Origin of the sequence: Herpetosiphon gulosus (assembly GCF_039545135.1) — a bacterium.
In the GTDB taxonomy this organism is placed as follows: domain Bacteria; phylum Chloroflexota; class Chloroflexia; order Chloroflexales; family Herpetosiphonaceae; genus Herpetosiphon; species Herpetosiphon gulosus.
On record NZ_BAABRU010000002.1, the window covers coordinates 244,323 to 257,831 of the forward strand.

At 51.4% G+C, this 13,509-nt stretch carries 13 protein-coding genes and 1 tRNA gene; 12 read left to right on the forward strand and 2 right to left on the reverse strand.

What is annotated here, in order from left to right:
- Positions 1-46: 46 nt before the first annotated feature.
- The 4 genes from ABEB26_RS03110 to ABEB26_RS03125 all read left to right on the forward strand — a co-directional run bounded on the left by ABEB26_RS03110 (position 47) and on the right by ABEB26_RS03125 (position 4,340).
- Positions 47-319: a hypothetical protein gene (locus tag ABEB26_RS03110; protein WP_345720484.1), complete on the forward strand. Its 273-nt coding sequence runs from the start codon at positions 47-49 to the stop codon at positions 317-319.
- A 1-nt stretch (position 320) separates the two neighbouring features.
- The gene (locus ABEB26_RS03115; RefSeq protein ID WP_345720485.1) at positions 321-1,439 is read left to right on the forward strand and encodes a hypothetical protein; all 1,119 of its coding nucleotides are present in this window, start codon (positions 321-323) and stop codon (positions 1,437-1,439) included.
- A gap of 833 nt (positions 1,440-2,272) precedes the next feature.
- Positions 2,273-3,823: a ribonuclease Y gene (rny, locus tag ABEB26_RS03120; protein WP_345720660.1), complete on the forward strand. Its 1,551-nt coding sequence runs from the start codon at positions 2,273-2,275 to the stop codon at positions 3,821-3,823.
- Positions 3,824-3,989: 166 nt separating this feature from the next.
- Positions 3,990-4,340, forward strand: coding sequence for a stage V sporulation protein S (locus ABEB26_RS03125; protein WP_012192314.1), 351 nt, complete (start codon positions 3,990-3,992; stop codon positions 4,338-4,340).
- A gap of 93 nt (positions 4,341-4,433) precedes the next feature.
- Here ABEB26_RS03125 and ABEB26_RS03130 read toward each other — a convergent pair whose 3' ends face one another.
- On the reverse strand, positions 4,434-4,730 hold the full coding sequence (locus tag ABEB26_RS03130) for a hypothetical protein (RefSeq protein ID WP_041304961.1): 297 nt from the start codon (positions 4,728-4,730) through the stop codon (positions 4,434-4,436).
- Positions 4,731-4,918: 188 nt separating this feature from the next.
- On the opposite strand from ABEB26_RS03130, the gene ABEB26_RS03135 reads away from it, so the two are divergent.
- The 7 genes from ABEB26_RS03135 (at position 4,919) to ABEB26_RS03165 (ending at position 12,361) form a co-directional block, all read left to right on the forward strand.
- Positions 4,919-6,574 carry a protein kinase domain-containing protein gene (locus ABEB26_RS03135; protein ID WP_345720486.1) on the forward strand — a complete coding sequence of 552 codons (1,656 nt, stop codon included), beginning with the start codon at positions 4,919-4,921 and terminating at the stop codon, positions 6,572-6,574.
- A gap of 118 nt (positions 6,575-6,692) precedes the next feature.
- A complete protein-coding gene (locus tag ABEB26_RS03140; protein ID WP_345720487.1) occupies positions 6,693-7,706 on the forward strand; it encodes a LacI family DNA-binding transcriptional regulator in 1,014 nt (337 codons plus the stop codon).
- Between the two features lie 11 nt (positions 7,707-7,717).
- Positions 7,718-8,668, forward strand: coding sequence for a PfkB family carbohydrate kinase (locus ABEB26_RS03145; RefSeq protein WP_345720488.1), 951 nt, complete (start codon positions 7,718-7,720; stop codon positions 8,666-8,668).
- A 159-nt stretch (positions 8,669-8,827) separates the two neighbouring features.
- Positions 8,828-9,601: a ParA family protein gene (locus tag ABEB26_RS03150; RefSeq protein ID WP_345720489.1), complete on the forward strand. Its 774-nt coding sequence runs from the start codon at positions 8,828-8,830 to the stop codon at positions 9,599-9,601.
- Positions 9,598-10,566 carry a ParB/RepB/Spo0J family partition protein gene (locus ABEB26_RS03155; protein WP_345720490.1) on the forward strand — a complete coding sequence of 323 codons (969 nt, stop codon included), beginning with the start codon at positions 9,598-9,600 and terminating at the stop codon, positions 10,564-10,566. The genes ABEB26_RS03150 and ABEB26_RS03155 overlap by 4 nt, the downstream gene beginning before the upstream one ends.
- 7 nt (positions 10,567-10,573) lie before the next feature.
- Positions 10,574-11,692 carry a glycosyltransferase family 4 protein gene (locus ABEB26_RS03160; RefSeq protein ID WP_345720491.1) on the forward strand — a complete coding sequence of 373 codons (1,119 nt, stop codon included), beginning with the start codon at positions 10,574-10,576 and terminating at the stop codon, positions 11,690-11,692.
- An 18-nt stretch (positions 11,693-11,710) separates the two neighbouring features.
- Complete coding sequence (locus ABEB26_RS03165; protein WP_345720492.1) at positions 11,711-12,361, forward strand: CDP-alcohol phosphatidyltransferase family protein; 651 nt, start codon at positions 11,711-11,713, stop codon at positions 12,359-12,361.
- 49 nt (positions 12,362-12,410) lie between these two features.
- Here the strand turns inward: ABEB26_RS03165 and ABEB26_RS03170 are convergent.
- Positions 12,411-12,486 (reverse strand) — tRNA-Arg (locus ABEB26_RS03170).
- 123 nt (positions 12,487-12,609) lie between these two features.
- On the opposite strand from ABEB26_RS03170, the gene ABEB26_RS03175 reads away from it, so the two are divergent.
- Positions 12,610-13,509, forward strand: coding sequence for an alpha/beta hydrolase (locus ABEB26_RS03175; protein ID WP_345720493.1), 900 nt, complete (start codon positions 12,610-12,612; stop codon positions 13,507-13,509).

A 13,509-nucleotide genomic window follows, 5' to 3' on the forward strand; every position in this document is an offset into this window, starting at 1 on the left:
TTGTCGGGACACAATAAGATGAATCGATAACCAGATGAGAAATAGCATGGATCTTGCGGGTATCAACGTTGAGGAGCTTAATGGATTAGCTGCCCTCAAGCTAGAAGTCGCACTTGATATACCGCCTACTGAGTTTGCGCGACGCGCAAGCACGACTATTAGCGCCCAACAGGCAGCAGGGATACTAGATAGTATGGGACTCGGTGTTCCTGCTATACCGGAAGGCGGATTAAGCCAGGCATTACAACAAGAAGTACATCTCCTCAAACTTGAACAAATAGAGACATGTGTTCAAGAAGCAATGAAACGAGGGAAATAACATGAACAATGGAGCCTTTCACATACTCCCTGTTGAGCAGCGTAGTCCAAACGAGTGGTATGTCGGAGGACGAGCACTCACGGATATTTGTATCGGGGATATGCTCGAAATTCGTCGTCCCTACATCCCATCCATGGGTGATGAGGGCACGTTCGTGGTGACCGCGATTACCGCGTATAACGTGAGCATGCCCAAACTCAGTCATGGGGTGACAGGAATGTTAACCCTTCACTATGACCAAGGTGCGCTCCTCAACAAGGACATGAAGCTCGTGCACATCACCACCGGGTCACCGCCGAACCCAGCGCAGTATCGGATCAGCCTAGACCCCAAGGTGACGATTCGGGTTGAGGGCGACGTACGAGAGGACGTTCTCGCGTTCAAGCAATCGCTGGAAGCCCACGACGAGGATCTCCTATTTCAGCCGATCGCGACGGTTCGCGATCGGTTCGTGCTCCACGGTGCGGTGTTCCCCCGCGCCACGCCATCGAACGTTGAATACTTTAGCTATGTTCTACGGCGCTTTAATGAGACGGTGGATACGCTGTTGAGCTTATCCTTTGTCCAGCACCTCGTGAAACGCGGGAACGACACCACCATCCAGGAAGATCACACCGACAACGCCCATGATTTGTTCAATGCGACCGCTCCAAGTCTAGGCTCCGAAGCAACCGCTGCGTTTGTACTGACCATGCGGTGCTTCATCGACGATAGCGAAGAATGTTCGCTGGAAAATCTCGCCCACCACTACACCAGTGCAACGATTGGCACCGAGCATGCCTACCTCTATCTTGCGAATCGAGACTTATTCGCTATTGCATTGAATGGAGTTACGGAGCTGGTTGATCGGTATCCGGTCGTCGATACCGATGGGAACGTGATCGGCAGGATCGACAAGCCGCTCACCCAGCGGCAGGTGTTTGATCTGTGTCTCTACGGGGGGTTCTCGCACGCCAAGCGAACCAAAACGCAGCAGTTTGACGCGCTCGTTAGCGACCCCGTGACGCGGGCTATGCTTTGGCAGAGCTTTGTTCATATACTGGGTGAGTATTGCGGTCTTTTGACGGCGCAGAGCTATGTTAACAAAGCGATGCTCTTGGAGTTGGAAAAGCCTATGTGATTTGAGGGTTGGTGAGGGATGGGAAGCATTCCCTCGAAAATAAGCACTCTGAAGCGCATGAAAAAGTGGGGAGCAGCAGCCTCAAGGGTTGGCTGCTCCCGCTATAAATTGCTGGGTGTTTTGTGCCCTCACCCCCGACCCCTCTCCCGCTGCGGCGGGCGAGGGGCGTTTCATCGTTTATGATCGGATGCTTCCCCTCGCGTGCGGGAGAGGAGCGACGTTTCCGCCCGTATGACCGATCGATGGCGATGCTTCCCCTCGCGTGCGGGAGAGGAGGTTAGGGGGTGAGGGCATCAACAACGCCGACTAATCCATCCTGCCTTGCTAAAAAACTACCCCCAAGCTTAGCCTTGATTAAAACTTTGTAACAATCGCCCTAAAAACTGCCAAAACTCCCAACAAATGTGCCGTTTACTAGTGAGCAATCTAGGCTTTGAATGAATCATTCATGGCCTGAATTGGCGTTTTAGCGAGGATTTTACCTGATAAATGTTGATAATTGTTAGGAAATATTTTCACAAAAAAGCTATGTTCAATTAAGCATAATGATCATAAGACTCCCCGCAATTGCAGCAAGTTTAGAGAAAAATGCGCCTAAATGGAGAGAATCTAGAGAAACTTGGAGAAAATATCCCCCGTAAATCATCCCACATAAAGGGGATATAAAACTGCTCATGGTGTAGGATCAGAGGGATAACACCAAGGGAGGAATCTGTATCACGTATCAGCTTGACACTACCTAGCAAAACGTCTATGATACGGCAGGAAACGGAATTCTTAGCAATCCCTTAACACAGCTTATCATCGTGCCATTTCGTCGGTGAACCTTAACAATTGAGCCAGGAGGAAACCCTGTGGACTTTATCCTTCCAGCTCTGGCTTTACTCATTGGCCTAGCTGCAGGCGCAGGCGGTGCCTATGTTTGGTTAACGAAAAAATCTGGTGTAGCACTGGCCCAAGCTGAAGCAGCAGCACAACTACAATTAGAACAAGCCAAGACTGAGTACAAACAATTGCAATTAAAAGCCCGCGAAGAACAACAACAGCTGCGGGAAGTTGGTGAAAACGAACTCCGCGAAGCTCGCAATCGCTTGCAAAAACAAGAAGAGCGGGTCAATCGCAAAGAAGAAACTCTCGAACGTAAGCTCGACCAAACCGAAAAGCGCGATCGCCAGTTAGGCCAGCGCGAGCGAGCGGTCGAAAACTTACACAGCGAAGCCGAACGCCTACGCGCAGCCCAACAAGCTGAGCTAGAGCGGGTCGCAGGTCTCACTAACGAACAAGCACGTGAAATTATTCTCTCTCGTGTTGAACAAGAAACCCGTGCCGAGGCTGCTCGCCGCATCCACGAAATCGAAGCGGCAGCAAAGCTCGATGGCGATCGGATTGCACGCAAAATCGTTGGGTTGGCGATCCAACGCTGTGCATCAGATTATGTCGCCGAAATTACTGTAAGCACGGTACAACTGCCCAGCGAGGAACTCAAGGGTCGGATTATCGGGCGCGAAGGGCGCAATATTCGCGCATTCGAGCAAATTACTGGTGTCGATATTATTGTCGATGATACGCCCGAAGCGGTCACACTCTCTTGCCACGACCCAGTACGTCGTGAAGTAGCCCGCTTAACCCTGAACCGATTGTTGAAAGATGGTCGGATTCACCCCGCCCGCATTGAGGAAGTCGCTGATAAAACCCGCCAAGACCTTGAGCAAATAATCCGCGAAGAAGGCGAACGCGTGGCCTACGAAGCCAACGTCCAAGGCCTTCATCCAGATCTCTTGAAGATTCTGGGGCGGTTGAAATATCGTACTAGCTACGGCCAAAATGTCTTGCAGCATTCGTTAGAATGTGCCTTTTTGGCAGGAGCGATGGCAGCAGAATTGGGTGCCAATGTGCAGGTTGCCAAGACCGCAGCGCTGCTCCATGATATTGGGAAAGCCATTGACCACGATGTACAAGGGCCGCACGCGTTAATCGGGGCTGATATTGCCCGACGGCTTGGCCGCAACGCGGCGGTAGTTCATGCAATTGCTGCCCATCATAACGATGAGGAACCTCAAACTGTTGAGGCTTTTCTTGTTCAAGCCGCCGATGCTATCTCTGGTGGTCGCCCAGGCGCTCGCCGCGAGACCATCGACTTGTATATTAAGCGGCTCGAAGCTCTTGAACATGTCGCCACATCGTTTCCTGGTGTTCAACGGGCATTCGCAATTCAAGCCGGTCGGGAAGTCCGGGTTATGGTGCAACCCGATGCGCTTGACGATCTGGAAAGTATTCATTTGGCTCGCGAAGTGGCCAAAAAGATCGAGAGTACCCTGCAATATCCAGGTCAAATCAAAGTTACCGTCATCCGCGAAACCCGTGCGGTTGATTATGCACGGTAAGCATAGGGCGAGGCTCTGTGTGTGAGGGAGAGGGCAAAGATGGTTTTTGTACCATCGTGGGCATGCGGCTTGGCAAGTCCGTGTTCATCGCCCTCCCCCCTCAAACCGAGAAGGCGCGATGCGTGCATGACAGCAATCTCTACCGTTCCTTTTCAAGGAGGCAGCAATGGCGTATCAACTAGATCGCTTTAGCAACGACGACCAACGGACCACTTCAGCCGATGCGCCCAGCAATGCTGGCGCAGTGCACAACGATGCCGAAGTATTAAAGGTCTCTACCCGTTCACGCCCATCGGCTGTTGCCGGGGCCATTGCCGGAGTTATTCGCGAGGCGGGCCATGCCGAAGTTCAATCGATCGGCGCTGGCGCAACCAATCAGGCGATTAAAGCCGTAGCAATCGCTCGCTCATATCTGCAAGAAGAAGGAATCGATATTGTATGTGTGCCTTCGTTTATTGATGTTGCCATCGATGAAGAGGAACGCACTGCGATTCGCTTATTAATTAAAAAAGGCTAAAGCAGGTTGAGGCGGTTGCAGCCTAGGCAATTGCTGTTGGCACTAGCAAGCAAGGCGATTTAGCATCAGCTAGATCGCCTTGTTTGTTTTAGCTCACATCTGAAACCCACCAGGGTTTTGAATTTTGTTGGTGAACCAGTAGCGAAAATCAGCAACATGACGGCTAAGCTTGGCACTCAATTCTTGCCATTCGTTGCTCTGCATAAACGAGCGGAGTTCAATTTCTTCATCCGAGGTTATCCCAAGGATCATTTCGGGAGCCTCAGGCGTACCACCCAACGAAAGCCAGGCATCGCTGATCGCGCCATGCTTCATCAGAGCAGGAACAAACTCACTCGTGACATACTCAAGATGAGCTTGCTCGCGGCCTTCTGCTATATTCCAACTCATCAGTAGTTTTATCATAGTTCTATTGTAGCAGAATTCACACCCAGCGACAGCATTTGGCCTAGCTGCAAGCAGCCATGTGGCGCGGGGTCGTGGGTTGCGAAATAGCCCTGATTATCCATTGCATTGACCCGTATGGTTGGTGTAGGCTAGGGCTATTGGTTCTCTTGGCTTAGCGATAGGGTGGCACTATGACGATCAACTGTTATGCATGTCAAACCGTTGTGACAGCAACGGATGTTCGTTGTTCGCAATGTCATCAGCCTCTGCTGCTGCGCAATCGCTACCGCGTCAAAGGTTTGCTCGGTCAAGGTGGGTTTGGGGTGGTCTATGAGGCTTTCGATGTTGATTTAGCTCGTCATTATGCGATTAAATTGATCACTGCCAACTCGCCAGCTATGCGCGAACAGGTCAACGTCGAAGCTCAAATTCTGGCTCAGCATGCCCGCCAACTGCCATTTATTCCCGAAATTTACGATATTTGGAGCGATGGCAATGTGATCGCGTTGGTGATGGAGTTTATTAGCGGCACAACGGTTGGGGCATTAATCGAAACCCACGAGCGCATTGCGCCCAATATTGTCGAACATTTTCTAACAATTATGCTGGGCCAGCTAGCCCAATTGCATGCGCTCAATATTATTCATCGTGATATTAAGCCAGAGAATATCAAGCGTACCGCTGATGAACGTTTGGTGCTGCTCGATTTTGGCATCGCCAAGCGCAGCCAAAGCACTGAAACTGCCGCCAAAGCTTTTTCGCTGTTTTATGCCTCGCCTGAGCAAACCCGTGGTCGAGCAACCGATGCCCGCTCCGATTTGTATAGCCTTGGGGCAACCGCCTACCACATGCTGACTGGCCATGCGCCAGTTCCAGCTGAATCGCGGATTTCGGGCCATGTACGGCTGCGCCGTCCCAGCGAATTGGCCGATAATGTGCCAGCAGGGTTGGATACGCTCATCTTACAATTGTTGGAGCCAGATCCAAATAAACGCCCCGATTCGGCTAAAGCTGCTTTGCAATTGCTCAAACAACCAAGCAAAGCCACGGCTAGCACCAACGAAAACAATACTGTACGCGGGCCGCGCGTGGTTTCGAGTGCCGGCCAAGCCACAATTGCGCTCAATGGGGCCAAACTGCCGGAAGTAGCCCAAGTCAAAATCAAGCCACGCTGGTATGCCATGGGGATTGTTAGCTTGCTAATTATTGCAGGCCTGATTGGTTGGCAAGTGCTTATGACGATGCAATCAGCTGGGGCAGTCGAAGCAACGCCGACATCACCAATGATTGGAATTATTAATTTACCATCAAGCACGCCCACCGCTACCAGCATTCCTGCTACAAGTGAGCCAACCGCTGAGCCAACCCTCGAATTACCAACCGCCGTGATTCAGCCCAGCCCTGAGCCAACTCAGGTGCCACCAACGATTGAGCCAATGCCTGAGCCAACCCCGCTTGCTCCAGAAATTAGCCAGTTGGCCGATTTGATCAACCAGTTTCGCAGCCAAAATGGAGTTGCAGCACTGACCTTGCAACCGCAAGTGCTGGCCGTGGCTCAAGCCCACAGCAGCGACATGGCTAACAACAACTATTTCAGCAATTCCAACCAAGCAGGCCAAACAATTGGCGATTTGCTGCGCCAAGCCAACTATATTGCCAGCTTCTGGAATGTGCATATCAGTGCGGGCCATAGCAATCCCCAAGCTGCTTTCAACGCATTGATCAATGATCCAGCTTTGCAAGCCGAGTTGCTTAACCCCAATATTACTGAGTTTGGCATTGGTCATGCCCAAAATGCTCAAGCCACCTACGGCCACTATTGGACAGTTGTCTACAGCCAACCCTAAGCTATCGCCCTTTTGCATGGCCTATGGTATGATTTTTCGCACACGCTTGACAAGCTGGCTACACTCAGGATAAGATGCTCTGGAAGCGTTTCCATGGCTCATTGGAGAGTACAAACCCATGGCATATACAATTAAAGATGTGGCGAAACGGGCGGGAGTTGGCATTGCAACCGTTTCGCGGGTGCTCAACGAATCGCCCAACGTGCTACCAGAAACCCGTGCCAGAGTTTTGGCAGTCATTGACGAGCTTGGCTATCGGCCAAATCATGCTGCTCGTCAACTGGTAACCGCCAAAACCAATGCGATTGCGATTATTCTGCCCTTCCTTACGCGGCCATTTTTTATTGAAGTGCTGCGGGGCATCGAGGCAGTTGTGGCCAATTCTGAATATCAGTTGATTATTTTTAATGTTGATTCGCCGGAACAACGCACACGCTACTTTAATACTCTGCCATTTTTGGGGCGTACCGATGGGCTGTTGATTGTTTCGCTACCTTTGGCTCCACCTGAAATCAAACGCCTACAAGCTGCCAACTTACCAGCCGTGATGATCGACACTCAAGCTGCTAACTTGCCCTCGGTGGTGGTCGATAATGTGGGTGGAGCTTTCAAAGCCGTCGAACATCTGATCAGTCAAGGCCATCAGCGGATTGGTTTTGTTTCGGGGCAGTTGGAGCCAGATTTGGGTTTTACCGTCAACCGCGATCGGCGGCGTGGCTATGAAGCGGCCCTTACCGCGCATCATCTGCCCTTGCAGCCTGAATATCTGCGGGCGGGCTTTGATCGGCGTGATTGGGGCCATCAGGCGGCGCTTGAATTGCTGGCCTTGCCCGAGCCGCCAAGCGCCATTTTTGCTGCCAACGACGATTTAGCCTTTGGCGTGATCGATGCTTTGCGCGAACGCGGCTTGAAGGTGGGCGAAGATATTGCCGTGGTTGGCTATGATGATCTCGAAATGGCCCAGTTGGTGGGCTTAACCACAATTCATCAGCCAATGGAGCAAATGGGCCGTAAAGGAGCCGAGGTTTTGCTGGCCGCGCTGAATGAAGGCACGCGCCGCCCAACCCTCTACACTTTGCCCGTCGATCTGATCGAACGCACCAGCAGCAGCAGCAAACTCAGCCAAGCATAACGGGAGTTGCCATGACACAGGCTTTATGTCTCGGTGAATTATTGGTGGATTTTGTGCCAACCGAAGCTGGTTTAGGGGTTGCCAATACGCCGCTCTGGCAACGCGCTGCTGGTGGTGCGCCTGCCAACGTTGCGGTTGGCTTAGCACGTTTGGGCATTGCCAGTGGCTTTTTGGGCATGGTCGGGGCCGATCCTTTTGGCGATTTTTTGGCCGATACCTTGGCTCAGCACAATGTCAACATCCAAGGCCTACGCCGCACTGAGCAAGCTCGCACCGCCTTGGCATTTGTGGCGTTGCAAGCCGATGGTGAACGTGATTTTATGTTTTATCGCCATCCTAGTGCTGATATGTTGTTCGCGCCAAGCGATCTTGACCCACGCCAATTTGCCAAGCTTGAGCTTTTGCATTTTGGCTCGATCAGCGCCAGCAACGATTTGGGCTATCAAACCACCTTACGCGCAATTGAACTAGCCCATGCCAATGGCGCGGTGCTCTCGTTTGACCCCAATTTGCGGGCAGCGCTTTGGCCCTCGCTGGAAGCAGCGCGACGAGTGATGCTTAAGCTCTTGCCATTGGCCCAAATCGTCAAACTCAGTCGTGAGGAAGCCGAATTCCTGACGGCGCTGGCTGATCCACTGGCCGCCGCTCAAAGCTTATGGCATAAACGCAGCCAAGTGATTGTCGTGACCGATGGCAGCGCAGGCTGTTGGTATCAAACTGCTGCTGGCTCGGGCCATGTAGCCGCGCCCAAAGTGCAGGCAATTGATGCAACCGGCGCTGGCGATAGCTTTGTAGCCTGTTTATTAGCTCAATTAATTCAGCAACCTAGCCTATCCGATGCTCAAACTGAATTTGAGCGAGCCTTACATCGTGCCTGTATTGCCGGAGCCTTGGCAACTCTTGTACGTGGAGCAATTCCAGGCTTGCCCACCGCTCAGCAAATTGAGCAATTTCAGCAATAATAGGCTTTGCTAAGCCAAATCGTAGCGCCAGCAACTCCCAATTGATTGCTGGTTTGGAATTAACCCCAATTTCCCCCAAAATACTCTAGTGATAGACAAGACCAAACAGCGATGGTATGGTACAATTCGGCGCGAGATAGTATGTTGTGAAATAAGTGTATGGCACCACGAATTATTGCAGTAGCAAATCAAAAAGGCGGCGTTGGCAAAACCACCTCGACCGTAAATATCGCTGCGGAGCTTGTTGCCCGTGGCCAACGGGTGTTGGTGATTGATCTTGATCCGCAGGGTAATGCCACCACCAGTTTGGGCATTAACAAAAAAGCACTCAAAGCCACGGTGTATGATGTGCTTTTAGGCAATGCACCGACTGAAATTGTGTTAACCGCAACTGGCCGTGAGCAATTGCAACTGCTGCCAGCAACTGTTGAGCTAGCTGGGGCCGAAGTTGAGTTAGTTGATGAGCATCGGCGGGAGCACCGTCTGCGTGATGCTTTGGCTCCAGTTGCTACATCCTTCGATACGATTATGATCGATTGCCCACCATCGTTGGGCTTGCTAACCATAAACGCCTTATGTGCCGCTCATGGGGTCATTATCCCATTGCAATGTGAATATTTGGCCTTGGAAGGCTTGGCTCAACTCAAAAATACGATCGATCTGGTGCGCACATCGCTCAACCCCGCGTTGACTATTTTAGGGGTGGTGATGACGATGTACGATGGCCGCACCAATTTGGCGCAGCAGGTCGTCTCCGAGGTGCGCCAATATTTTCCGCAACGAATTTTCAATACCTTAGTTCCCCGCTCGATTCGCCTGAGTGAAGCCCCCAGCCATGGCCAAACGATTCGCGAGTATGATCCAACTAGCAAGGGCGCGATGGCCTATGCCATGCTGGTCGATGAACTAAGTCGCAGGCTGGAGGCGGCATGAACCCCAAAAAACGTGGTTTGGGCCAAGGCTTAGGAGCGCTGATTCGCCCTGATCCCACAACGTCAACACCAATGGTTGGCGCATTGCATAGCGTGCCAATCGAATCAATCGAGGCGAATCCACATCAGCCGCGCCAAATTTTCACTGCCGAAGCGCTCGAAGAATTGAGCGCTTCGATTGCGACCCATGGAATTTTGCAACCCTTGGTGGTGACTCGTACCGCGACTGGCTATGAGTTGATCGCTGGCGAACGCCGCTGGCGAGCAGCTCAACAAGCTGGATTAAGCGAAGTTCCAGTGATCATCAAAGAGGTTACGCCCCAAGAGCGGCTTGAATTGGCCTTGGTTGAAAATATCCAGCGAGCCGATTTGAATCCATTGGAAGAAGCTCAAGCCTATCAATTGTTGCGCGATGAGTTTGGCCTCACCCAGCAAGCAATTGCCGAACGAGTTGGCAAAAGCCGACCTGCGGTTGCTAACGCATTGCGTTTGCTCACAATGCCCTCAGCCTTACAACAAGCAGTGATGGAGCAGCAACTCACGGCGGGGCATCTCAAGCAGTTGATCACGATTGACGATGAGCGCATCCAAATTTTGGCGATGGAGCAAATTCTTGAGTTTCGGCTTTCGGTGCGCGAGGCCGAAAAAATGGCCCAGTTGATTAAGCACGAAAGCCAAACCCCAGCTCAAGCCAGAATCGCAATTCAGCAACGCGGCGCGGCTCCACGGGCATCGCGGCGCAATGGTGCACCAACGCCAGCAGCCCCAACTCGCAACATCATTCCAGTTGAGCCAGTAGTACCCAACGTTGACGATACGGCGGCGGTCGATCAACTGACCCGTCAACTTGGCACCAAAGTTGAAGTTAAACGCCAAGGCAATGGCGGCTATGTCCGCATCGATTTCTACTCCGACGAGCAACTGATTGCCTTGATTGAATCATTGCTCAATGGAGAAACCTTGTGAGGAGCCTATGGCCAGCGATTCATTGCATATTGCCCTCGTATGGCCATACGATGCGGCCTACGCTGGCGGGGTAACCGAGCATGTCAATCAACTAACCCACTATTTCCGGGCCTGGGGCCATCGGGTGACCTTAATTGCGCCCTATTCCAAGGGCACTCCACCTGATCCCGATTTTATTCCGCTAGGTCATGTTACACCTGTTGCGGTCAATGGCTCGGTTGCGCGAGTTAGCCTTTCGTTAACTCTTGGGCCTAAAATTCGTCAAATTTTTCAAAAGCATCATTTTGACATTGCGCATATTCACGAGCCATTTTCGCCAACCCTGCCAACGACTTTTCTGAGCCGCTCCAGCGTGCCAAATGTTGGAACCTTCCACGCGGCGGGCACACGCTCGATTGGCTATACCTCAATTTTGGCCTTATTGCGACGCTTGGAACCAAAATTGCATGGACGAATTGCGGTTTCGGCAGCAGCTCAAGAATTTGCCCATCGCTATTTTCCCGCAGAGTATACAATTATCCCGAATGGGGTTGATATAGCGACCTACAGCACCCAGCAACCAAGCTTTGGCCTGAACAACGCCAGCCCAAGTGTCTTGTTTGTGGGCCGTTTCAACGAAGAACGCAAAGGCTTTCGCTATTTGCTCGAAGCGATGAGCTATGTGCAACGAACCCGGCCTGATACACGTTTAATTGTTGCAGGTAGTGGCGACCCAACTCCATTTCTTGCCGCCATTCGTCAATGGCAAATTCGCCATGTGGAATGGTTGGGCTATGTGAGCAAGGCCCAGTTAGCTGCCCTTTACCAACAAACGACCCTCTTTTGCGCACCCTCAACTGGTGGCGAGAGCTTTGGCATCGTCTTGCTTGAGGCCATGGCCGCTGGGGCAGCAGTGGTAGCTGCTGATAACCCTGGCTATCGCGATGTGTTGGATCATCGGGTGCAAGGGTTGCTGGTGCCAGCCCGCAATGCCCAAGCTTTGGCGGTTGCGATCTTGCAACTGATCGAAGATCAATCATTACGGGCTGCAATGGCAGAAGCGGGTACAATTAAGGCGCAACTCTATGCCTGGGATCGAGTTGCTCAACGTGTGTTTGCCTTCTACCGTGGCATTCTCTCTGGTTAGGATGTTCAAGGAGGCTCTATGTACAGCACCGGCATCAAACGCTGGGCACGTCAATTAATGGAAAACTTTGTCGCTCCAGTGCTTAGTCGGCTCGGAATTACGCCCAATATGGTTACGCTGATCGGCGTTTTGTTGACTGCTGGAGTTGCGGCTGTGCTGGCAAATGGCAGTTTACAGGTCGGCGGCGTTTTGTTGATTCTGTCCAGTATTTTTGATCTGTTTGATGGGGCACTCGCTCGCGCCACCAATCAGAGTAGCCGCTTTGGTGCGTTCTTCGATTCAATTATGGATCGCTATAGTGAGGCGGTCGTCTTCTTTGGCCTGTTGATCTTTATTCATACCAAAATGGTGGGATCAACCACTTTAGCCCTGACTTTAGTCTACTGTTCGATCATTGGTTCGATTATGGTTAGCTATGCACGTGCTCGGGCTGAAGGCCTCAGTATTCCCTGTGAAACTGGCTGGCTCGGTCGGCCAGAACGGATCACAATTTTGTGCACCTGCTTGATTCTGAATTGGTTGATGGCTGGGCTATGGATTTTGGCGATTTTTACCAATATCACTGCCATCCAACGGATCTATCACGTTTGGCGTACCGAACAAATTGCCAACCCGCAACCTAAACCGGTTAAATCCAACCGTTGGAATATCAGCCGTAAGCAGCCCTAAATTTCTAAAAAACAAAAACCGTGATGAGCAATGCTCGTCACGGTTTTTTTGGCGACTCCGGCGCGACTCGAACGCGCGACCTTTTGCTCCGGAGGCAAACGCTCTATCCACTGAGCTACGGAGTCGAATCTACCGCTGTGTAGGATACGGCTAAGCTGGCGACTTGTCAAGTTATGCTAGTAATTTGGATCATATTCTAGTGCTAAAATGCTTATTAATTAACCGATCTATTCAGCAGGTAAGCTTCGATGACAACTGCTCCAACTCGTGCTCAACATATCAAAAAAGCCCAGCGTTTTGCCAATGCTCAGCGTTTGGTCAGCACAATTCAACGATTTTTGTATCGTTTTAAACGCTCGGTTGGCCGCCAAGAGCTATCCATTCCAACCGAATTTGGCAAAGTTCGGGTGCTTGGCTATGGCTTAGAAAATCCCAATCCAACCCCAATTTTGTTTGATTTGCATGGTGGTGGCTTTATTTTGGGCAGTGCCGATATGGACGAAGCCATCAATTTGCAATTTAAACAGCAAGTTGGCTGCAAAATTATCAGCATCGATTATGCCAAAGCGCCCAAATTCCCCTATCCCACAGCAGTTAATCAAGTATATGCGGTGGTCAAACATTTTTATGAAAACGCTGAGCGCTACGCAATCGATCGCAAGCTGATGGCGATTGGTGGGCATAGCGCTGGCGGGAATTTAAGCGCTGTAACCTGCCTCAAAGCTAAGCACGAAGGCCAATTTCAATTTGTCTGCCAAGTCCTCGATTATCCACCGTTGGATCTTGCGACCAGTCCGTTTGATAAGCCCAATCCCAAGGGCGCGATTCCGCCGCAGATAGCGGCAATGTTCGATGCTTGCTATCGCGAAGCCAATCAAGCCAAGCATCCATACGTCTCGCCTGTGTATGCTGAGCCAGCCGATTTAGTGGGTTTACCGCCAGCCTTGTTTATTCTGGCGGGGCGTGATTCGTTGCACGATGAGGCCTTGCGCTACGAGCAAATGCTCAAAAATGCTGGAGTACCCACAGAATGCTACGATTACCCCGATGCAGCTCATGGCTTTACTTACAAAGCCTCAGCCGATACAACTGATGCACTCGCCAAGATGGTGACATTTTTGCAAACATATCTCGCTACAAAACGCTAG

What these genes read in the sequence shown, in the direction of transcription:
- ABEB26_RS03115 (WP_345720485.1), top strand. Translation starts at nt 321, where the DNA reads ATGAACAATGGAGCCTTTCACATACTCCCTGTTGAGCAGCGTAGTCCA.
- ABEB26_RS03135 (WP_345720486.1), top strand. Translation starts at nt 4,919, where the DNA reads ATGACGATCAACTGTTATGCATGTCAAACCGTTGTGACAGCAACGGAT.
- ABEB26_RS03160 (WP_345720491.1), top strand. Translation starts at nt 10,574, where the DNA reads ATGGCCAGCGATTCATTGCATATTGCCCTCGTATGGCCATACGATGCG.
- ABEB26_RS03140 (WP_345720487.1), top strand. Translation starts at nt 6,693, where the DNA reads ATGGCATATACAATTAAAGATGTGGCGAAACGGGCGGGAGTTGGCATT.
- ABEB26_RS03155 (WP_345720490.1), top strand. Translation starts at nt 9,598, where the DNA reads ATGAACCCCAAAAAACGTGGTTTGGGCCAAGGCTTAGGAGCGCTGATT.
- ABEB26_RS03110 (WP_345720484.1), top strand. Translation starts at nt 47, where the DNA reads ATGGATCTTGCGGGTATCAACGTTGAGGAGCTTAATGGATTAGCTGCC.
- ABEB26_RS03150 (WP_345720489.1), top strand. Translation starts at nt 8,828, where the DNA reads ATGGCACCACGAATTATTGCAGTAGCAAATCAAAAAGGCGGCGTTGGC.
- ABEB26_RS03130 (WP_041304961.1), bottom strand. Translation starts at nt 4,730, where the DNA reads ATGAGTTGGAATATAGCAGAAGGCCGCGAGCAAGCTCATCTTGAGTAT.
- ABEB26_RS03145 (WP_345720488.1), top strand. Translation starts at nt 7,718, where the DNA reads ATGACACAGGCTTTATGTCTCGGTGAATTATTGGTGGATTTTGTGCCA.
- ABEB26_RS03165 (WP_345720492.1), top strand. Translation starts at nt 11,711, where the DNA reads ATGTACAGCACCGGCATCAAACGCTGGGCACGTCAATTAATGGAAAAC.
- ABEB26_RS03175 (WP_345720493.1), top strand. Translation starts at nt 12,610, where the DNA reads ATGACAACTGCTCCAACTCGTGCTCAACATATCAAAAAAGCCCAGCGT.
- ABEB26_RS03125 (WP_012192314.1), top strand. Translation starts at nt 3,990, where the DNA reads ATGGCGTATCAACTAGATCGCTTTAGCAACGACGACCAACGGACCACT.